General features: G+C 70.8%; 16 protein-coding genes, 1 tRNA gene and 1 pseudogene. 10 read left to right on the top strand and 8 right to left on the bottom strand.

Going from position 1 to position 20,517, the window contains the following annotated elements; translation table 11 throughout:
• Positions 1-541: 541 nt before the first annotated feature.
• A complete protein-coding gene (locus ABZ822_RS08370) occupies positions 542-964 on the top strand; it encodes a helix-turn-helix transcriptional regulator (protein ID WP_360848743.1) in 423 nt (140 codons plus the stop codon).
• Between the two features lie 75 nt (positions 965-1,039).
• Here ABZ822_RS08370 and ABZ822_RS08365 read toward each other — a convergent pair whose 3' ends face one another.
• The 4 genes from ABZ822_RS08365 to ABZ822_RS08350 form a co-directional block, all read right to left on the bottom strand.
• Positions 1,040-1,870 carry an MBL fold metallo-hydrolase gene (locus ABZ822_RS08365; RefSeq protein ID WP_360848740.1) on the bottom strand — a complete coding sequence of 277 codons (831 nt, stop codon included), beginning with the start codon at positions 1,868-1,870 and terminating at the stop codon, positions 1,040-1,042.
• Positions 1,867-2,811, bottom strand: coding sequence for an NUDIX hydrolase (locus ABZ822_RS08360; RefSeq protein ID WP_360848737.1), 945 nt, complete (start codon positions 2,809-2,811; stop codon positions 1,867-1,869). The genes ABZ822_RS08365 and ABZ822_RS08360 overlap by 4 nt, the downstream gene beginning before the upstream one ends.
• A gap of 69 nt (positions 2,812-2,880) precedes the next feature.
• Positions 2,881-3,345: a RidA family protein gene (locus tag ABZ822_RS08355; protein WP_360848735.1), complete on the bottom strand. Its 465-nt coding sequence runs from the start codon at positions 3,343-3,345 to the stop codon at positions 2,881-2,883.
• Positions 3,342-3,497 (bottom strand): DUF4177 domain-containing protein, encoded by a 156-nt coding sequence (locus ABZ822_RS08350; RefSeq protein ID WP_345038500.1) that lies wholly within the window; start codon positions 3,495-3,497, stop codon positions 3,342-3,344. Before ABZ822_RS08350 ends, ABZ822_RS08355 begins: the two co-directional genes overlap by 4 nt.
• A 72-nt stretch (positions 3,498-3,569) precedes the next feature.
• Here ABZ822_RS08350 and ABZ822_RS08345 point away from each other — a divergent pair, with 72 nt between their 5' ends.
• Both ABZ822_RS08345 and ABZ822_RS08340 read left to right on the top strand, forming a co-directional pair.
• Positions 3,570-4,562, top strand: a complete 993-nt coding sequence (locus ABZ822_RS08345) for an ArsA-related P-loop ATPase (protein WP_360848731.1) — start codon at positions 3,570-3,572, stop codon at positions 4,560-4,562.
• Entirely contained in the window at positions 4,559-5,827 is a 1,269-nt protein-coding gene (locus tag ABZ822_RS08340) for an ArsA family ATPase (protein WP_360848728.1), read from the top strand. The genes ABZ822_RS08345 and ABZ822_RS08340 overlap by 4 nt, the downstream gene beginning before the upstream one ends.
• 239 nt (positions 5,828-6,066) lie before the next feature.
• On the opposite strand, the gene ABZ822_RS08335 is transcribed toward ABZ822_RS08340, so the two are convergent.
• Positions 6,067-6,417 (bottom strand): WhiB family transcriptional regulator, encoded by a 351-nt coding sequence (locus ABZ822_RS08335; RefSeq protein WP_360848724.1) that lies wholly within the window; start codon positions 6,415-6,417, stop codon positions 6,067-6,069.
• A gap of 381 nt (positions 6,418-6,798) precedes the next feature.
• Between ABZ822_RS08335 and ABZ822_RS08330 the strand changes: the two genes are divergently transcribed.
• On the top strand, positions 6,799-9,057 hold the full coding sequence (locus ABZ822_RS08330) for a transglycosylase domain-containing protein (RefSeq protein WP_360848721.1): 2,259 nt from the start codon (positions 6,799-6,801) through the stop codon (positions 9,055-9,057).
• 126 nt (positions 9,058-9,183) lie between these two features.
• Here the strand turns inward: ABZ822_RS08330 and ABZ822_RS08325 are convergent, their stop codons facing one another.
• Complete coding sequence (locus tag ABZ822_RS08325; protein ID WP_360848718.1) at positions 9,184-9,648, bottom strand: GatB/YqeY domain-containing protein; 465 nt, start codon at positions 9,646-9,648, stop codon at positions 9,184-9,186.
• Positions 9,649-9,753: 105 nt separating this feature from the next.
• Between ABZ822_RS08325 and ABZ822_RS08320 the strand changes: the two genes are divergently transcribed.
• Positions 9,754-10,695: a metallophosphoesterase gene (locus ABZ822_RS08320; protein ID WP_360848715.1), complete on the top strand. Its 942-nt coding sequence runs from the start codon at positions 9,754-9,756 to the stop codon at positions 10,693-10,695.
• Positions 10,696-10,881: 186 nt separating this feature from the next.
• Positions 10,882-10,955, top strand: a tRNA-Pro gene (locus ABZ822_RS08315).
• A gap of 82 nt (positions 10,956-11,037) precedes the next feature.
• Here ABZ822_RS08315 and ABZ822_RS08310 read toward each other — a convergent pair.
• Entirely contained in the window at positions 11,038-11,664 is a 627-nt protein-coding gene (locus ABZ822_RS08310) for a site-specific integrase (protein ID WP_360848712.1), read from the bottom strand.
• 286 nt (positions 11,665-11,950) lie between these two features.
• Positions 11,951-13,060, bottom strand: a pseudogene (locus tag ABZ822_RS08305) (ATP-binding protein); the annotation flags it as partial.
• Between the two features lie 119 nt (positions 13,061-13,179).
• Between ABZ822_RS08305 and ABZ822_RS08300 the strand changes: the two are divergent.
• From ABZ822_RS08300 to ABZ822_RS08285, 4 genes are all read left to right on the top strand, one after another.
• The gene (locus ABZ822_RS08300; RefSeq protein WP_360848709.1) at positions 13,180-13,995 is read left to right on the top strand and encodes a hypothetical protein; all 816 of its coding nucleotides are present in this window, start codon (positions 13,180-13,182) and stop codon (positions 13,993-13,995) included.
• Positions 13,992-14,354, top strand: coding sequence for a transcriptional regulator (locus ABZ822_RS08295; RefSeq protein WP_360848706.1), 363 nt, complete (start codon positions 13,992-13,994; stop codon positions 14,352-14,354). Before ABZ822_RS08300 ends, ABZ822_RS08295 begins: the two co-directional genes overlap by 4 nt.
• An 824-nt stretch (positions 14,355-15,178) precedes the next feature.
• Positions 15,179-15,433 carry a hypothetical protein gene (locus ABZ822_RS08290; RefSeq protein WP_360848703.1) on the top strand — a complete coding sequence of 85 codons (255 nt, stop codon included), beginning with the start codon at positions 15,179-15,181 and terminating at the stop codon, positions 15,431-15,433.
• A 910-nt stretch (positions 15,434-16,343) separates the two neighbouring features.
• Positions 16,344-20,357 carry an AAA family ATPase gene (locus tag ABZ822_RS08285; protein ID WP_360848701.1) on the top strand — a complete coding sequence of 1,338 codons (4,014 nt, stop codon included), beginning with the start codon at positions 16,344-16,346 and terminating at the stop codon, positions 20,355-20,357.
• Positions 20,358-20,517: the final 160 nt, after the last annotated feature.

Genomic DNA, 20,517 nt, shown 5'->3' with positions numbered 1-20,517 from the left:
GCGCCATTCCCGCCCGCGGGGCCCCCCCCGCTGGGGGGGGCCCCTTCTCGCGATACGGACCGCCCTCGAGCTGCGCGCCATGACGGCGCCCGGGCATGACAGCGCCCGGCGCGCAGGAGGCACACCGGGCGCTCCCGGGGGCGGCGATCGGCCGAGTATGCCGACAGGGCCGCCGCCGCGCGCCCCGGGTCCCTGCGGTCGCGGCACGGACACGCGTGGGCCCACGGGGGAAGGCCGGGGGACCGTGCCGCGACTAGGGGGAACCTACTGGCACGCGCGAGAGCGCAACAAGGGCTTGCGCGCGATCAATTTCCCTACGCCATCCGCACGTTGGTTCTCCGCAGCAACCGCTCAACACAACCCCTGCCGACGCCCCCGCCGGGCCGGCACAGGCAGCGGGCTTTTGTTGCGCGTCCGCACGCAATGCGCCATTCCTTCACGCCCTCTCCGCAGACGAGTTGGCGCTGTGAAGGCAGCCTCCTGCGGCCGGTGGTTCGCTCGCGCACGCGCGTTAACCTGGGCACCTCACGGAGGGAGCCCCATGGCGAAGGACACCCTGGAGGAGTTCGCCGCCTGGATGGCGGACCTGATGAGGTCCCGCGGCTACGACATCGACCACCCGCGCGGCGGAGGCCGCACCAGGATCGCCGACGACGCCGGCGTCCACCGTGCCGCGGTCACCCGCCTCCTGCAGCGGCAGAGCATGCCGGACCTGGCCACCATGCGCGGCCTGGCCCATGCACTCGGCGTTCCTGTACGGGACGTCCTCATCCGCTCCGGCAAGCTCACCGAGGACGACCTGCCCGCCCCCGCACCGGCCTCCCGGCGCCGCTCCGCGCGCGGCCGGCGCATCACGCTGGAGGAGGCCGCGGACCTGCTCGGCGTCCCCGAGGAGCGCCGCACCCTCTTCCTCCAAGTGGCGGCGCCGTTCCTGCCGGGGAAGCCCGGCCGGACGGGAGCATGAGGCCGGTGGACGGCCGAGGGTCCGACGCGGAAGCCTCAGATCGGCCCGTGCTCGCTCAGATCGGCCCGTGCTCGCTCAGATCAGCCCGTGCTCGCTCAGATAGTCGAGCTGCGCCCGCACCGAGAGTTCCGCGGCCGGCCACAGCGTCCGGTCCACGTCCGCGTAGACGTGGGCCACGATGTCCGGCGCCGTGCGGTGGCCGGCTTCGACGGCCGTTTCCACCTGGGCAAGGCGGTTCGCCCGGTGCGCGAGGTAGTACTCGATGGCGCCGCGGGCGTCGTTCAGCACCGGCCCGTGACCCGGCAGGACGGTGCTCACCCCGTCGTCGACCGTGAGCGACCTCAGCCGCCGCAGGGAGTCGAGGTACTCGCCGAGCCTGCCGTCCGGGTGCGCCACCATCGTCGTGCCGCGCCCGAGGACCGTGTCGCCCGTCAGGACCGCGCCGTCGGCCGGGATGTGGAAGCAGAGCGAGTCGGAGGTGTGGCCGGGGGTCGGGACGACCCGGATCTCCGTGCCTCCTTCCGTGATCACATCGCCCGCCTCCAGGCCCTCGTCGCCGAGCCGCAGCGCCGGGTCCAGGGCGCGTACGGGCGTACGGGTCAGCTCGGCGAAGCGGGACGCGCCCTCGGCGTGGTCCGGGTGGCCGTGCGTCAGCAGCGTGAGCGCGACGCGCTTGCCCGCCTTCTCCGCCTCGGCGATCACCGCGGTGAGATGCGACTCGTCCAGCGGACCCGGGTCGATGACGACCGCGAGGTCCGAGTCCGGCTCGGAGACGATCCAGGTGTTGGTGCCGTCCAGGGTCATGGGGGACGGGTTCGGGGCGAGGACGCACACGGTCCGCGCCGTGGCCGCGCCGCCGATCGCGCCGCCCCGCGGCCGGCCCGGCAGAGATCCCGCGAAGGTCATGAACCGGCTCCCGTGGTTCCCTCGGGACCCGTCGGCGCGGAAGGACCGGGCTCCGCGACGGGGATGTGCAGGGTGAATTCGGCGTGGCCGGGCCAGCTCAGCACGATCTCCTCGTCCCGCAGCTCCGCCCGCGCCAGAACGGGCGTCAGATCGCGTCCCTTCCCGGCCGCCAGGGCCTCGGCCGCCGACGCGTACGGCTGGAGCTCCCGGAGCATGGTGATCGTCGGTGGCATCATCAGCAGCTCGCCCCGGTCGTAGCCGGCGGCGGCCTCCTCCGGGCGGATCCACACGGTGCGGTCCGCCTCGGTCGAGGCGTTCCGGGTGCGCTGCCCCTGCGGCAGTCCGGCGACGAAGAACCAGGTGTCGTAGCGGCGGGCCTCGAACTCCGGGGTGATCCAGCGGGCCCAGCAGTGCAGCAGGTCGCTCCGCAGCACCAGTCCGCGACGGTCCAGGAACTCCGCGAAGGACTGCTCGCGGGCGACGAGCGCCGCGCGGTCCGCCTCCCAGTCGTCCGCGGTGGTGTCCTCGACGACCGTCTCGGGCGACGTACCGGCGAGCAGCACGCCCGCCTCCTCGAAGGTCTCGCGGACCGCCGCGCACACCACCGCCTGAGCCGACGCCTCGTCATCGACACCGATCCGGGCGGCCCACTCGGCGAGCGAGGGCCCGGCCCAGGCGACGGGGCGCTCGTCGCGCGGATCCACCGACCCGCCCGGATACGCGTACGCGCCCCCGGCGAAGGCCATGGAGGCGCGTCGGCGCAGCATGTGAACGGACGGGCCCTGCTGCCCGTCGCGGAGCAGCAGCACGGTGGCGGCCCGGCGCGGTGTCACCGGCGTCAGCTCGCCGCCGGCGAGCGCGCGGATCCGCGACGGCCAGTCGTCCGGGCTCCAGCGACCGCTCTTCCGCTCGGCCGGCTCCGGCCCATTCTCGGTGGTCATGGGCCGGATGCTATGCGCTCCCGGGAAGATGTTCGAGGGGGCCCCGAAGGCGGCTGCCGCCCCGCGGTGTCAGTCCGCGATCTCGACCTGGATCTCGACCTCGACGGGCGCGTCCAGCGGCAGAACGGCCACGCCGACAGCGCTGCGCGCGTGCACGCCCTTGTCGCCGAGGACCGTGCCCAGCAGCTCGCTCGCACCGTTGACGACGCCCGGCTGAGCGGTGAAGCCCGGAGCGGAGGCGACGAACCCGGTGACCTTCACGACCCGCGCGATCCGGTCGAGGTCGCCGACGACGGACTTGACCGCCGCCAGTGCGTTCAGCGCGCAGACGCCGGCCAGCTCGGCGGCCTTCTCCTGCGTCACCTCGGCGCCCACCTTGCCGGTGCCCTGGAGCGTGCCCTCCACCATCGGCAACTGGCCCGAGGTGTAGACGTACGAGCCGGAGCGCACCGCCGGGACGTAGGAGGCGAGCGGCGGGACGACCTCGGGCAGCTTCAGGCCCAGTTCGGCGATCCTGTCCTCGACCGCGCTCATGCCTTCTCCCGCTTGAGGTAGGCCACGAGCTGCTCCGGGTTCGGGCCCGGCACGACCTGGACGAGCTCCCACCCGTCCTCGCCCCAGGTGTCGAGGATCTGCTTGGTCGCGTGCACGAGCAGCGGCACTGTCGAGTATTCCCACTTCGTCATGCGCCCGACTGTAATGCCTGTGCGGGGCGGCCTCGTGCGTAGGCCGGGCACCGACTGGTTAGGCTCCCGGACATGAGCAGGCTCCATGTCGTCAGCGGCAAGGGCGGTACCGGCAAGACCACGGTCGCCGCGGCCCTCGCGCTCGCCCTCGCCTCCGAAGGCGGACGCACTCTGCTGGTCGAAGTCGAGGGCAGGCAGGGCATCGCCCAGCTCTTCGAGACCGAGGCGCTGCCCTACGAGGAGCGGAAGATCGCGGTCGCGCCGGGCGGCTCCGGCGAGGTGCACGCCCTCGCGATCGACGCCGAACGCGCCCTGCTGGACTACCTCCAGATGTTCTACAAGCTGGGCAGCGCCGGCCGGGCCCTGAAGAAGCTGGGTGCCATCGACTTCGCGACCACCATCGCCCCCGGGCTGCGGGACGTCCTGCTGACCGGCAAGGCGTGCGAGGCGGTACGCCGCAAGGGCAAGGACGGACGGCCCGTCTACGACCACGTCGTCATGGACGCCCCGCCCACCGGCCGCATCACCCGCTTCCTCAACGTCAACGACGAGGTGGCCGGGCTGGCCAGGATCGGCCCGATACACAATCAGGCCCAGGCGGTCATGCGGGTCCTGAAGTCCCCCGAGACCGCGGTCCACCTGGTCACGCTGCTGGAGGAGATGCCCGTCCAGGAGACGATGGACGGCGTCGCCGAACTGCGCGCGGCCGGGCTGCCCGTCGGCGGCGTCATCATCAACATGGTGCGGCCGCAGATCCTCGACGGCGACGCCGTACGGGAAGCGGCGGGCGGCAGCCGTGCGGCGGTGGCGCAGGCGCTGTCCCAGGCCGGGCTCGGCGGAGCACGCCGCGGCGGGCACGCGGAGCGCCTGGTCGAGCCGCTGCTGGACCAGGCCAGGGAGCACGCGGAACGCCTCGCCCTCGAGCGCGAGCAGCGCACGGAACTCACCGGCCTGAGCCTGCCGACGTACGAGCTGGAGTTCCTCGGCGACGGCGGTGACCTCGCGGGGCTCTACCGGCTGGCGGCGGATCTGCGGAAGCAGGGAGTGGCGGAGGAAGGGGCATGAGCACCGTGAGCGCGCTGGAACCGGCCGCCCTGCTGGAGACCGACCCGCTGCTGGACGACCGGGAGACGCGGATCATCGTCTGCTGCGGTTCGGGCGGCGTGGGCAAGACGACGACGGCCGCGGCCCTGGGCGTACGGGCCGCCGAGCGCGGCCGCAAGGTGGTCGTGCTGACCATCGACCCGGCCCGCCGGCTGGCCCAGTCGATGGGGATCGCCTCGCTCGACAACGTGCCGCGGCGCGTGGAGGGCATCGACGGGTCCGCGGGCGGCGAACTGCACGCGATGATGCTCGACATGAAGCGGACCTTCGACGAGATCGTCGAAGGGCACGCCGATGCCGAACGGGCCCGCGCGATCCTGGAGAACCCCTTCTACCAGTCGCTGTCGGCGGGCTTCGCGGGCACGCAGGAGTACATGGCCATGGAGAAGCTGGGCCAGCTCCGCTCGCGCGACGAGTGGGACCTCATCATCGTCGACACCCCGCCCAGCCGGTCGGCGCTGGACTTCCTGGACGCGCCGAAGCGGCTCGGGTCGTTCCTGGACGGGCGGTTCATCAAGATGCTCATGGCCCCGGCGAAGATCGGGGGCCGGGCGGGGATGAAGTTCCTCAACGTCGGGATGTCGATGATGACCGGCACCCTGAACAAGCTGATGGGGGCGCAGCTGCTGCGCGACGTGCAGACGTTCGTGGCCGCGATGGACACCATGTTCGGCGGTTTCAGGACCCGCGCCGACGCCACGTACCGGCTGCTGCAAGCGCCTGGGACGGCGTTCCTGGTGGTGGCCGCCCCGGAACGGGACGCGCTGCGTGAGGCGGCGTACTTCGTGGAGCGCCTGGCCGCCGAGGACATGCCGCTGGCCGGGCTCGTACTGAACCGGGTGCACGGGAGCGGGGCCGCGCAGCTCGGTGCGGAGCGCGCGCTGGCGGCCGCGGAAAATCTTGACGACGGCCGCATTGTGGATCATATCCCCGGGCAAGCTGGGAGTCGTACGCCCGACGACGGCTCCCCCAGGGCAGAGGGCGACGAGAACCACGACACCGACGAACCCGACGCGGCCGAGATCCTGGCCGCCGGGCTGTTGCGCCTGCACGCCGAACGCATGCAGGTGATCGCCCGCGAACAGCGCACCCGCGATCGCTTCACCGCACTGCACCCGGAAGTGGCGGTGGCCGAAGTCGCGGCGCTTCCCGGGGATGTGCACGACCTCGACGGGCTGCGCGCGATCGGCTCACGGCTGGCGGACGGGCGACCGGCGGTGGCCTGAACTCCCCCATCGAGCCGTCGAGCCCCGCTCTTCGACGGCTCCGGCGGGGTGGGACGGCTCCGGACCGCGTGACCGCCGCACGGTGCACGGCGCACGGGCCCCGGACATGGCTCTGCCCGGGCCGGCTGCCCGGGCATTGAATGAGCCGTGCTTCTGATGTCTCTGTTGCTCTGATGCATCTGTCGCCTGGTCGGCGAACCGGTGGGGGGTGGCGTTGACCAGACCGTGCCGCGGGTACGTCAGCCCGCCGCCGCGAAGTCCTGGTCACCTACCTCCACGTCGATGTCCACGTCCACCGGCAGGATGCCCGTGGACTGCTCGTACTCCGTGCGCGCCGTCTCCAGAAGCCTGCGCCACGAAGTCACCGTTGGGCGGCGGCGCAACAACGCCCTCCGCTCCCGTTCCGTCATACCCCCCCACACGCCGAATTCGACCCGGTTGTCCAGGGCGTCGGCCAGGCACTCGGTGCGCACCGGGCATCCGGTGCAGACCGCTTTGGCCCTGTTCTGTGCCGCACCCTGAACGAACAGTTCGTCCGGATCAGTCGTGCGGCAGGCTGCCTTCGTACTCCAGTCGGTTACCCAGCTCATGCTGGCGCCGTCCTCTCCCGAATCGAGGCTCCCCCACGGCGGCAGCGGCATATTCACCGTTGCCAGTTGAGGACGTTACGGAAGGAGGGCAAGGCGCAACACCCCCTGCGGGCCCAATCTTGAATGGCCCGAACGGACTATGCGTACGCGGCAGATCACCCAACGGAGTGAGGTGAGGGCAAACGGGACGTACCCGGCAGATGGGGGCGGTTGCCCGACGGCATGGCGGAACCCGAGCGACACATGACGCCAATCCGGACACAACTCCACTCCGGGGGAGGGAGAGAGGAGTGATACGAACGCACGTCGCCGTAACCGTCAGAAACAGCTTAGGCCAATGGATGCATGCCTGTCCGGCGAATGAGAACGTAGGCTGCCCCCATGGCTAAGAAGCGCTCCGTCATAAGCGCCGGCGGGGGAACCGGCGGCGGGCTGACCCTCACCCAACAGGCAGCCAAGTTCGTCGGCATCAGCGTGCTCGCAGGCGCCGTGATGGCGGGCATCGCGCTGCCCGCAGCCGGAGCACTCGGGCTGGCAGCCAAGGGGTCCGTCGAGGGCTTCGACGAGATCCCGGCCAACCTCAAGCGGCCCCCGCTCAGCCAGAAGACCTCCATCCTCGACACCGAGGGCGACCAGATCGCGTCGGTCTACTCCCGCGACCGCACGGTCGTACCGCTGAAGGACGTCTCGCCGTACATGCGGAAGGCGATCATCGCGATCGAGGACGCGCGTTTCTACCAGCACGGCGCTGTCGACCTGAAGGGCATCCTGCGCGCGCTCAACAAGAACGCCCAGGACGGCGGCGTCTCCGAGGGCGCCTCCACCCTCACGCAGCAGTACGTGAAGAACGTCTTCGTCGAGGAGGCGGGCGACGACCCCGACAAGGTCGCCCAGGCCACGCAGCAGACCATCGGCCGCAAGATCAAGGAACTGAAGTACGCGATCCAGGTGGAGGAGGAGCTCGGGAAGAAGACGATTCTCGAGAACTACCTCAACATCACCTTCTTCGGGCAGCAGGCGTACGGCGTCGAGGCCGCGGCCCAGCGCTACTTCAGCACCTCCGCCAAGGACCTGAAGCTGGAGCAGGCCGCGCTGCTCGCCGGCATCGTCCAGTCGCCGAGCCGCTACGACCCCGTCAACGACGAGCGGGAGGCGACCCGGCGCCGCAACACCGTGATCCAGCGCATGGCCGATCTCGGCGACGTGACGCAGGCCCAGGCCGACAAGGCGAAGGAGAAGCCGCTCGGCCTGGACATCAGCAAGCCAAGGAACGGCTGCATCACCGCCTCCAGCGGCTCCGGGTTCTTCTGCGACTACGTCAGGGAGGTCTTCCTCCAGGACAAGGTCTTCGGCAAGACCAAGGAGGCCCGCGCCAAGCGCTGGAACCAGGGCGGCCTGACGATCCGTACGACGCTGGACCCGCAGGCCCAGGAGTCGGTGCAGGACTCGATCCGCGACCACGTCAACCAGAAGGACAAGGTCGCCACCGCGGTGACGCTCGTCGAGCCGGGCAGCGGCAAGGTCCGGGGCATGGGGCAGTCCCGCCCGTACGGCTTCGGCGACAACGAGACGCAGATCAACCTGTCCGTCGACCACGGGATGGGCGGTTCGAACTACGGCTTCCAGGTCGGCTCGACCTTCAAGCCGTTCACCGCCGCGGCCGCGCTGGAGCAGGGACGGCCGACGTCCCAGACCTACCCGTCGCCGAACAAGATGCCGTACCCGAGCCCCGTGCAGACCTGCGACGGCACCTGGTCGAACAACGGGTCCGAGACCGTGCAGAACGAGACGCGCGAGGAAGTCGGCCCGTACAGCCTCAAGGAGGCGACGGCGAAGTCGATCAACACCTACTTCGTCGCGATGATCGGTGACATCGGGGTCTGCCCCGTCACCACGCTCGCCAAGAACATGGGCGTGCAGATGGGCAACGGCGGCGCGCTGCCGCAGAGCCCCTCGGTCACCCTGGGCAGCGCGACCATCGCCCCGCTGGCCATGGCCAACGCGTACGCGACCTTCGCCAACAACGGCACCTACTGCTCCCCGGTCGCGATCGACTCGGTGACGGACGCGAACGGCAAGGATCTCGACGTCCCGAAGTCCACCTGCAAGAAGGTCATGTCGGCGAAGACCGCGAAGACGATGAACGCCCTGCTGCGGGGCGTGGTCGAGGACGGTACGGGCCGCCAGGCCGGACTGGACGGACGCGACAGCGCGGGCAAGACGGGTACGACCGACAACCGCGTCGCCGCATGGTTCGTCGGCTACACGCCCAACATGGCCGGCGCGGTCTGGGTGGGCAGCCCGGGCACGAAGGTGCCGATGGAGAACATCACGATCGGCGGCCAGTACCACGCGAAGGTCTTCGGTGGCGGCGTCCCCGGCCCGATCTGGCGGGACGCGATGACCGGTGCGCTCGCGGGCAAGCCCGCGCCGGGCCTGCCGGTGGCCCCGATCTCGGACGGCAGGCCGGACCGGCCGGACAAGCCGGACAACCCGGGCCGGGGCAACAGCAACGGCGGCAACCCGTGGCCGGACATCTCGATCCCGCCGGACCTGATCGGCGGCCTCGACGGCGGGTTCACGGACGGCGGTGCCGACGGTGGCCCCGGCGGGGAGCGGGGACGCAAGAAGCCGCGGTGACGGCGGGCCGGCGGCCGCGGCCGCGCGCCCGTACGGACCGGCCGCGGGGCCCCGACAGCTGACCGACCGGTCCGGCGGCCCGAGCGCCGCGCCGCTGCTCCGCCGCCCGGCCGCCGCTGGTGGGCTCTAGCCCGCGAGCAGGCGCTTGACCTCGGCAGCGACCCGGCCGCCCTCGGCCCGCCCGGCGACCTTCGGGTTGACGATCTTCATGACCGCGCCCATCGCCCTGGGGCCCTCCGCGCCACCCGCCGCGGCCTCCTTCACGGCCTCCGCGACGATCCCGCTCAGCTCCTCGTCGGACAGCTGCTTCGGCAGGTACTCAGCGAGCACCTCACCCTCGGCCCGCTCACGCTCGGCCTGGTCCGTCCGGCCGCCCTCGGCGAAGGCCTCCGCCGCCTCCCGGCGCTTCTTCGCCTCGCGGGCGATCACCTTCTGCACCTCGTCGTCCGAGAGCTGCCGCGCGGACTTCCCCGCGACCTCCTCGGTCGCGATGGCGGAGAGCGTGAGCCGGAGGGTGGAGGAGCGCAGCTCGTCGCGCGCCTTGATCGCGGCGGTGAGGTCGTCCCGAAGCCTGTCCTTGAACGTGGTCATGCCGTCGATTTTCGCACCTGCGCGCCGCGCTCCGCGCCGGAATATCGATCAGGGGAGAGCGGCCGCGATTAACGGCTCCGCCGCGGGTCTGCAACGATGGATGTCATGCGCGCGCGATACGCAGTACCCCTGGGAATCACGGCAGTCGGCGCGGCCGGTATCGGCTACGCCGCCGGCATCGAGGCCCGCTCGTTCCGGCTCCGCCGGACGACGGTGCCCGTACTCCCGCCCGGCATGCGCCCGCTGCGCCTGCTCCATGTGTCCGACATCCACATGGTGTGCGGCCAGGACAAGAAACGGCGCTGGCTCCAGTCCCTCGCCGGGCTCCGTCCCGACTTCGTCGTGAACACCGGCGACAACCTCTCCGACAAGAAGGGCGTGCCCGAGGTCCTGGACGCGCTCGGCCCGCTGCTGGAGTTCCCCGGCGCGTACGTCTTCGGCTCGAACGACTACTACGCGCCCAAGCTCCGCAACCCCGGCCGCTACCTGCTGGAGAAGGTACGGGGGCAGCACGGGCTGAACGGCAAGAACGACCCGGCGATCGGCGTCGAGCGCAACCCGTGGGAGGGGCTGCGGGACGCTTTCGACGCGGCGGGCTGGGTCGGGCTCAGCAACACCCGGGGCCGGCTCAAGCTGGGCGACGGCACCGAGATCGCCCTCACGGGGCTGGACGACCCGCACATCAAGCGCGACCGGTACGCGCGGGTGGCGGGCGGCCCGGAGTCGGGCGCGGACCTGTCCCTGGCGGTCGCCCATGCCCCGTACCTGCGGGTCCTGGACGCCTTCACCGCCGACGGCTACCCCCTGATCCTGGCGGGCCACACCCACGGCGGGCAGCTCTGCATCCCCTTCTACGGGGCCCTGGTCACGAACTGCGACCTGGACACGGCCCGGGTGAAGGGCCTGTCGACGCACGAGGCGGCGGGCCGCACGTCGTATCTCCACGTCTCGGCGGGCTGCGGCGCGAACCGCTACACCCCGGTCCGCTTCGCCTGCCCCCCGGAGGCGACGCTGATGACCTTGGTCCCGCGGACCGACCGGGACTGACGGGGCCGGGACTGACGCGGCCGAGTCCGGGGCCCGGACCGGGACCGGCGGGCGGGCGGTCGGTCCTGCGGGCGGGCGGTCGGTCCTGCTCGGAGGCGGCGCCGGAGCCGGTAGCGCGGGCCTGTGCGGGCCCGCTAACCGATTTCGTCTGCGGCGGAGGGTCGGCTACAGTAGTCCTCGTTGCTTCGGGGTGTAGCGCAGCTTGGCAGCGCGCTTCGTTCGGGACGAAGAGGTCGTGGGTTCAAATCCCGCCACCCCGACACTGGTTAGAGGCCCACTCGCTTGATCGCGAGTGGGCCTCTAACGCTATTGGGGGCCGATCAGGGGGCCAAAGGATTTCGATCAAGCCTCGTTGGCGGGCATCTCGCGTCGCTGGGCAAAGATCTCGTCCATCGCCTCCGCACCTTGCGTGATCACCGGCCGAAGCTGCTTGCGATAGACGGCCTCCGTCGTCGCCTGGCCGGTGTGCCCGACAAGCTGCGCGATGCGCTCCAACGGGATGCCGTGGTCCGAGAGCAGCGAGACGAAGCTGTGCCGCAGCTCCCGCGGAGTCCACTCCGGCACAAGTCCCGCCTTCTTCACGATGGCTTTGAAGTCACGCCGAACGTTCGCAGCGTCCAGCGGCTCGCCGCTCCGGGTCGTAAAGACGCGGCCGAGCGGGCTCCACTCCATCCCCTTCGACGCTCGCTCCTGTTTCTGCCATCGCTTGTGCTCTTCGAGCACGTCGACCACCTGTTGTGGCAGGGCGATGGTCCGGCGACTCTTCCTGGTCTTGGTCTCACCGTGCTTGCGCACCGAGCGCCACGCGGCAGCATGGGGCGGCACGCCGTCCTCTGTCTCAAGGAAGATGTGATCCCAAGTGAGGGGCCGCGCCTCTTCCGTACGCACGCCGCTGAGGAGCGAGAGCACGAGGTAGGCGTACAGCCGTGACGGGCGAGCGGCAGCGAGCACAGCTTCCGCCTGCTGCAAGTTCAGTGCCTTGCTCGGACGTCCGGGCCGTCCTTCAGGCGCCGTAACGAGAAGGGCGACGTTCCGCGCGGCCTTGCCCCTGCGCTGCGCGTGCTCGATGGAGCGGCGGAGGATTGCGAGCAGGTCGCGAAGGCTGCGCGTCGCGAGGAACTCGGCCCTGTCGTCCAGCCAGTCGTCGACATCGTCCGCGCTGAGGTCCTTCAGCTTGGCCTTTCCGATGAACGGGATGAGGTGCTTGCATGCGCTTGGGCTTGGGTTCCGTCGCCGGGCGGGTGCGGGTCATCACCAGCCCGGATGCCTCATCCAGCTGCGCACACAGGTGGGCGAAGTCCGCCATCCGCAGGTCGGTCGGTGTCTCCGCCTCGGTGGCGCGGACCTTGACCGCGAGGTCCAGGAGCGAGCCGAGGACCCCGGGCAGGATCGGCTCGTACTCCGCCCACAGCTCCGCCTCGGTGCGCCGCACCCGGGGCCGTTCCAGACGGAGCCGGAGGAGACGTTCGGCGAGGTCGAGGCGGATGACGCCGACGTCGATGCCGGTCATGAGCAGGGGGCGACGGTAGCGGGCGATGGACACGTCGCCGTCGGTGTAGAGGGCGCGCTTGACGGTCTCGGCGCCGGTGACGATGCAGCACATCGCATCCGACATGTCCGGGGTCAGGTAGGAGAGGTTGTCCAGGCGGTGATCCATCCGGCGGCCACGGCCGCGATCAGGTTCTCCTCGTCCTTCGGGGCCCGGCGCAGGTCTCCGCTCATGCCCTCCACGATCCGCGTGAGCATCTGCCCGGCCGTGGACTTGCCCGCCCCTTGAGGGCCGGTGAGGAACGGAGCGGGGACCGGAACGGAGGGCCCCAGGCAGCCGATGAGCCAGGCAATGACGAGGGATTCGGTCTCGGCGTTGGCGAGGTTGCACAAGCCCAGCAGCAGGTCGATTCCCTTGCCGCCGATGTCCTTGAGCGGCAACGGGAGTTCGCCGGTGAGCTGGGTGCGGCGCCAGCGCACTTCCTGCGGGTCAGGGACCGTGATCTCCCAGCCGCCGGGGTGGATGCGTACGGATTGGCCGTCGTTGCGACCGAGGTCGAGCCAGGTGGCCCCGTCGAACCCGGGCGACGCGGATGTGTACTCGCTGGACTTCCTGCCGCACGGCCAAGCTTTCGATCATGTCCAGTGCCTCCTTCAGAGCGGTGCCGCTGAATGCCCCGTGGCCGCCCTCGAACAGGCCGACCATGAGTTCCTGCCGGTGACTGCCCGAGGTGCCCTGAGAGCGAATTGGGCGTGCGATCGGGTGTCCCTTCTTCTGCGCGTAGACGGTCCCGTCCGCGGTCCGGAAGTACCGGAAGTGGGCCTGCGCGTACTCGGTGATGACCTGCCGCGCGGGAGTCTTGTCGTCCTCGGGCATCGCTACATCCGCAACCGTGTACGGGCGTTGAGCCCCTTGTGACACGCTTCACTCTTGACGGGCGATTACTCTCCACTGCAGAGTTATCTGCCTGAGAGATAAAACGGGAGGAGCGCGTCATGGAAACAAGGGACACCCGGGGACTATTGGACCAGGCGGAGGAGCTGAGGAAGCGAGCGCGCGCCGACCGTCGCGCCTCCTCGGTCCCCCTGATCGCCCTCGGGGTGATCATCCTGCTGAGTGCACCCTTCACTTACGGCGCGGGGGTGGACGAGGTCCTCTACTGGTATGTGGCGGCCCCGCTGGGATTCGTCGCCATCGCCCTGTGGTACCGCCGCCGGCGCACCAGGACCGGCGTGGGCTCGGGCCGGGGCGCCTACGGTGTGGCCGCGCTCTGCCTCGTGCCGGGCACCCTGCTGGCGTACCTTGCACTGGCCTACTGGTATGTGGCGGCCCCGCTGGGATTCGTCGCCGTCGCCCTGTGGTACCGCCGCCGGCGCACCAGGACCGGCGTGGGCTCGGGCCGGGGCGCCTACGGTGTGGCCGCGTACGGCGTGGCCGCGCTCTGCCTCATATCTGTCCTCCCACTGGCGAACCTCGTACTGGCCGTGCTCACCCCGAGTGGCCACAGCCAATTGAGGATTGGGCCGATGGGCGCGATCACCCTGGCCCTTCTCGCCCTGGCCCTGCTGCAACGCAACGGCTTCCTCGCCGTCTGCGTAGCCGCTCTGGGGGTGGTGTCCTGGATGGAGGACGTGTACCTGGTCGGCCCGGGCGGGTGGGTCAACGAGATCATGGAAAAGATCGTCACTCCGCCGGAGCCCTTCTACGATGGCACCATTGACTGGGTGCCAGTTCTGGTCCGTGGCCTGCTGGGCCTGTTGGTGCTGACAGCCGGTTTGGTGGCACTCCACAAGGAGCGGGCCGAGGGATGAACCCTGCGAACGAGGAAACGGATCACCACCCCACAGCGGAACTGGACGACGCGGTTCACCAGAGGACCAGGCTGGGCCTGTTGGCCGTCCTCCATGAAACCCAGCAGGCCGACTTCAGGTACCTGAAGAAGCTCTTGCAGCTGACCGACGGCAACCTCGGGCGCCACCTCGACGTACTGGCTCAGCAGGGGCTGGTCCAGATCACCAAGGGCTACGAGGGCAAACGCCCTCGCACCTGGGTGGAGATCAGCGACCGCGGCCGCGAGGCACTGGCTGCCGAGATGGCCGCCCTTAAGGAACTCCTGCGCCGTTTCGAGAGCTCCGGCCCCTCCGGCGAGGGGAGCGACCCGTTGCTGTAGACCGTCGGTGAAGCGGGAACGAGCGACCGTACTCCATGCCTCGCCCTGCGTGGTTGTGCGGGCCGACGGCCCGCGGCGGACGGGCTACCAGGCAGTACTCCGCCGCGAGACGCTTCCTGTTGCGGTCTTGCCATGAGAACCGACAAAGTCGCCGTCGCCTACCAGGCCGCACTCCACCTCGCCACAATCCTCGTCCGGACCCGCTGCTGACCAAAGAGACAGAACCTAGCCGCAACGCCGGCACGCACGGCCGACAACGCGTCTGACAGGCAGCAAGGGGGGCCAAAGGGGGCCACATGAGGCAGCCGTGCAAAGAACTGTCCTGGACAGTGACGGACGAATGCGCCGGTCGTGAGTGCAGGCTGATGGGCTCAGGCAGAGACCCAGACGCAGGCTGTCAGGATTGTCCCGACGAGCGAGTTGCTACGGCCGGGGGAGAGGGTTCCCCAGCCATGGCTTCACGAGTACAGGGCCGAGTAGATCCAGCCCTTCTTGCCCTTGTTGCTCCGGACTTCACCACGTCGACGTCCAGTGCAGTGCGCGTGGCAAGATCGTCTCCACGAGGAATGCTGGAAGCTTCCTACGTGGAAACACGTGCGCGCAGCGAGTCACCGTCGGCGGGCCCAGGGTCATGCCCGGCGTTCGTTGGTCGCACGTACGGAGAGAACGAGGGAATCGTGGGAATAGCAGCTCGAATGGTGGTTGCGGGCTTTGCTGCGACAGCGCTCATGGGGACGTCCGCGACGGTCGCTGAAGCCCAGGCAGCCCGCGCCGCGGGCGACGGCGTGTGGCGCTGTGAGGGTGAGAAGGTGCTGCGGTGCATCATGCGCGTCAGTGCGAACAAGGTGCAGCTGAACTTCACCAATAAGACGTACGGGACGATCCATTCGGAGTTCTTCCTGAACTGCGCGGGGCCGTCGGGCCAGACGGTCTACGACTTGAAGAAGGGCCTCAAGCCGCGTGGCGGATACCTCTCCAAGGTGATCACCTGCCCCAATGGGCTTCGGGACTCGGCCATTGGGATCCAGAGGACGCCGTCCGGCTCCGACGCCTGGTACACCCCCAGGATCGCCATCTGATCCGCTCTGGTCGGTGAGGGAGCGGATCGGCCGCCTCCTTCGAGGTGGAAGTGATCCTGCACCGGCGGCCGCGAGTCGGCCCCGTCCCTGCCCACCCGGGCCGGGACGGGGCCGCCCCCTTGGACGATGCGGCCCCCGGCCAGTGGGACACGGTCGTCGGTCCCCACGTCCATCGGCGCACAGCCCTGAGGGCGAGGCGTTCAACGTGCTGCATCGCACCTCGCAGGAGAGCGTCAAGCTCCGCACGATCTTGAGACTTCAGCCTCACCGCACCAACGGAAGCCGAGGGCCACTTCACGGATGCGTGAGGTGGCCCTGATGCGTGTCCCGACCGTTTCGGGAGCGGATCGAAGGCAACTCTCCGCCGTGCAGACGTCGTTCGCTGGCGTCACTTCGGCGACTCGCGCTCCCGGCACCGGAAAAGCACCCCGTACCGAGGTGATCCGGGCCACAAGGCGCGGGACGGCCGGAAGTGACAGGCGGCTCCCGCACACCGCGTCGTCCGGCACCGGTCCCTCCCCTCGTGGGGACCGGTGGCCGAACGTGCGGGCTGTGGCGATCCGCGCCGTGGAGGCGGGAACGAGGGCCGGACCCGTGGGCGCTGGGATGACGGTCCGAACGGGACCGGTTCCACGGGCCTCTCGGGCTCATGCGCCGAGACCGTCGTCAGCCGTCGTCCCGCGCCGGCGGAAGCCGATGAGGAACGGTCGGCGCCACGCGGTGCCTCTCCTGCGCTGAGCTGTGCGGCCCCTGCCGGGCGACGCGCGATCGGTGCGCCGTCGTGCCGTGAATCCTGCCAGCCGGCGCATCCGCCGATGGGCGTCCGGCAAGATGCCGACGGCAGATGCGCAGGTCAGCTGTATAGAGTGAGTTTTCCGGTCCGGACGGTACGGCGCGGGGGAAGTGAGGAGTGGAGACCTTGAGTTCCGACTCAGGGGCACGCACCGCCTTCGCGGAACGTCTTGCGCTCCTCTACAAGGAGGCCGGTGACCCTCCCCTCAAGCGGGTGGCCGAGGCCGTCGTCCGGCTGCAGCGGGTCGACGAACGCGGGCGGCCCGTGCGGGTGTCGGCGCAGCGGATCAGCGACTGGCGGCGTGCCAGGAACGTGCCGGCCCAGTTCACCGCCCTCGCCGCGGTGTTGCACGTCCTCATCCCCCAGGCTCGGCGCTCGAGGCCCGCGCCGGTGTCCCCCGGTCTCTACGACCTGGCCCGGTGGCAGCGTCTGTGGGAGCGCGCGCTGTCCGACCCGGTCGGCGACCGCCCCGCGGCGTCCGAGGACGAGGAGGAGCACCGGCCGGTCGAGGCCCCGGCCGTGCCCGGTGGCGTGTGTCCGTACCGGGGCCTGGCTTCGTACCGCCCTCAGGACGCCCGGTGGTTCTTCGGCCGGGAACGGAGCACGGATGCCCTCGTCGCTCAGCTCCGCGCGGCGGAGCGTACGGGCGGCCTGGTCATGCTCGTGGGCGCCTCGGGGGCGGGCAAGTCCTCGCTTCTGAACGCCGGTTTGGTGCCTGCGCTGCAGGGCGGCGCACTGGGCGAGGAGAGCGGCCGGGCCAGGGAGGTGCTGCAACTCGTGCCGGGGGCCGATCCCCTCGCGGAGCTGACCCGCCGGATCCCGGAACTCGCGCAGGTCGTCTCCGCCGCGAGGGACGAGGCAACGGAGGAGTCCGGTGGGCCGCGGTTCGAGCAGGCCGTGAGGGAGGCCGTCGCGGCCTGGGCGCTCCGGTCGACGTCCGCCGCCACCCGTCCCGTTCTGCTCGTGGACCAGTTCGAGGAGGCCTTCACGCTCGCCTCGGACGAGGCGCGCACGCGCACCTTCGTCCGGCTTCTCCACGCCGCGTGCTCGTCCGCCGACACGGACGAGCCGGCCCCCGTGCTCGTCGTCCTCGGGGTACGCGCCGACTTCTACGAGCAGTGCCTCGGGTATCCGGAACTGGCCGACGCCCTGCAGCACCGGCACATGGTGCTCGGACCGCTGACGGCGGCGGAACTGCGCGAGGCGGTGACCGGCCCGGCCAAGGCAGTCGGTCTGGAACTGGAGCCCGGTCTGGCCGAGTTGATCGTCCGGGAGGTGAGGGCCGACGGCCCTCGCGGGGCGCATGACGCGGGCGCGCTGCCCCTCCTCTCCCACGCCCTGCTCGCGACCTGGCAGCGGCGGAAGGGGGGACGGCTGACGCTGGCGGGCTACCGCGCGGCGGGCGGCATCCAGGGAGCGGTGGCGGCGACGGCCGAGCGGGCCTGGGTCGGGCTCGGCCCGACGGCGCGCACCGCGGCGAGACTGCTCCTGCTCAGGCTGGTCCGGCTGGGCGAGGACACCCAGGCCACGCGGAGGCGGGGAACGTGGCGCCAACTGGCTGCGGAGGCAACGGATCCCGAGCGGACCGAGGAGTCCCTCGAGGCGCTGGTCCGCGCCCGTCTGGTGACACTCGACGCGGAGACCGTGGAGATCACGCACGAGGCGCTGCTCCACGCCTGGCCGCGCCTGCGCGACTGGATCGAGGAGGACCGGAACGGCCACCTGCTGCGACAGCGGCTGGAGGAGGACGGCCGGGCCTGGGAGGACTCGAGCCGCGACACGTCGCTGCTCTACCGGGGTTCGCGTCTGGAGCAGGCCCGCGGCTGGGCGGATTCCGCCGGTGACACCTCGCTGACCCGGAGCGCGGCGGAGTTCCTGGCCGCTTCGGTGCGGCTGCGCAGGCGGATCGTCCTGATCAGCCGTGGTGCGGTGGCGGCTCTGGCCGTCCTGACGCTGCTGGCCGCCGGTTCTGCGGTGGTCGCGTGGCAGCAGCGGGACGATGCCGAGTTCGAGCAGGTGCTCGCCGAAGCCGACCGCGTCCAGTACACGGACCCGTCGCTGTCCGCTCGTCTCTCCCTGGTCGCGCACCGCTTGCGCCCGGACGACGAGGGCACGAACAACCGGTTGATCTCGGTCGTGAACGCGCCGCTGGCCACGCCGCTCCACGGCCACACCGGCGCCGTCTATCTCACCTCCTTCAGCCCGGACGGGCAGGTCCTGGCCACCGCCGGCTACGACCGGACCGTACGCCTGTGGGACGTGCGGGACCCCAAGCGCCCCGAGCGCCTGGGCAAACCCCTGACGGGCCATACGAGTTGGGTCAGCACGGCCGTCTTCAGCCCGGACGGACGGACGCTGGCCACCACTTCGGACGACGGCACGGTCCGGCTGTGGGACGTGCGGGACCCCCGGCGCCCGCGCCCGCTCGGTGCGCCCCTGACCGGCCATCACGGCACCGTCTATCTGCTGGCCTTCAGCCCCGACGGACGCACGCTGGCCTCCGCGGGTGACGACCACACCGTTCGGCTGTGGGACGTTGGCGGCCCGCGGCGGCCGAAGGCGCTCGGTTCCCTGAAGGGCCACACCGCCGCCGTGCGCTCGGTGGCGTTCAGCCCCGACGGACGGACGCTGGCGGCAGGTGGCGACGACACCACCATCAGGCTCTGGAACATGGCCGATCCGCGTCATCCGAAGCGCGTGGGCACCCAGCTGGCGGACCACGAGGCCACAGTGCACTCCGTCGCCTTCAGCCCCGACGGCCGCACCCTCGCCAGCGGCAGCGCGGACGACACCATCCGCCTCTGGGACGTGTCCGCCCCGCGCCGCGCGCGAGCGATCGGCGCGCCGCTCAGCGGCCACACCGGTGCCGTCTGGTCCGTGGACTTCAGCCCGGACGGAGACATGCTCGCCGCCGGCAGCGCGGACAGCACCGCCAGTCTGTGGAACGTGAGCGATCCGGACTACCCGTCGCAGGCCGGCGAACCTCTCGCGGGGAGCAGCGGCGAGATCTACGCCGTGGGTTTCAGTCCCGACGGCCGGACCCTCGCCACCGGGAGCGGCGACAACGCGGTCCGCCTGTGGTCGATCCCGACGTCCGACATGATCGGCCGTCTCGGGGCGTTCCGTCCGGACGGGCGGGTGCTCGCCACAGCGGCGCGCGACGGACGGATCCGGCTGTGGGACGTCAGGGTTCCCCACCGGCCGGTGACGCTGGGCAGACCGTTCAGGCCCGGAGAGGGCGAGGTCCGTGCGCCGGCTTTCTCCCCCGACGGCCACACGCTCGCGGTCATGACCGGAAGTCGCGACGTGCGGTTGTGGAACGTGAGGGACCCGGCTCGGCCCGTCCCCTACGGGCCACCCGTCTCGTTGCGGACCCGCTTCGGGGCCGTGCTGGCCTTCAGCCCCGACGGACGTGTTCTGGCAACTCCCTACGACGACCGCACCGTTCAGCTGTGGGACGTCCGTGACCCGTCCGGCCCCCGCCGTCTGGGCGGGCCGCTCACCGGCCACAAGGGGTACGTCAACTCCCTGGTCTTCAGCCCGGACGGCCGCACGCTCGCGAGCGGCAGCGCGGACGGCACCATCCGGCTGTGGGAGGTCGGGGACCCGCCCCATGCCGTCCCCCGCGGCGCGCCTCTCACCGGGCACCTCGGGCCCGTCAACCAGCTCGCCTACAGCCCGGACGGCCGGACCCTGGCGAGTGGCAGCGACGACAGCACGGTCCGGCTCTGGAGCATCTCCGGCTCCTCCAGGGCTCGCCGCCTGGGCCCTCCTCTCACCGGCCACACGGACGCGGTCGTGTCGGTGACATTCAGCCAGGACGGCCGCACCCTGGCGAGCGGCGGCAACGACAACATGGTGCGGCTGTGGAACGTCGCTCTTCCGTCCAAGGCCGCTCCCATCGGCCGGTCGATGAGCCCCAACACGAAGACGGACAACAATTTCCTGGCGTTCGATCCCACGAGTCACATGCTCGGAGTGTCGAGCGGCGCCGACACCGTCCGGCTCTGGAACCTCGATGTCGACGAGGCCGTTCGCAGGATTTGCTCGACGACGCGGGGTGTCCTGACACCGGGGAATTGGGACGAGTATCTGCCCCGCCTCTCGTACGAGCGTCCGTGTGACGGATAGCGGTGGCGGTCACGTGGCGGCCACGGTGGCGGGGCTCGGGCCTGCGCCTACGGGACGCCTCCGGCCGTCCGGCCCTGTGGCGTCCTTGCCGCTCTCTTTCCGCCTCCTTGCCAACCACCCTGCTGGGAACGGGAGTTGGGTGATCCCGATCACAACGCCC

The sequence above is a fragment of the Streptomyces sp. NPDC047108 genome, assembly GCF_040643575.1.
Lineage (GTDB): Bacteria > Actinomycetota > Actinomycetes > Streptomycetales > Streptomycetaceae > Streptomyces.
The sequence above is the reverse complement of the archived record's forward strand: the minus strand, read 5'-3'. Positions and strand labels throughout refer to the sequence as shown.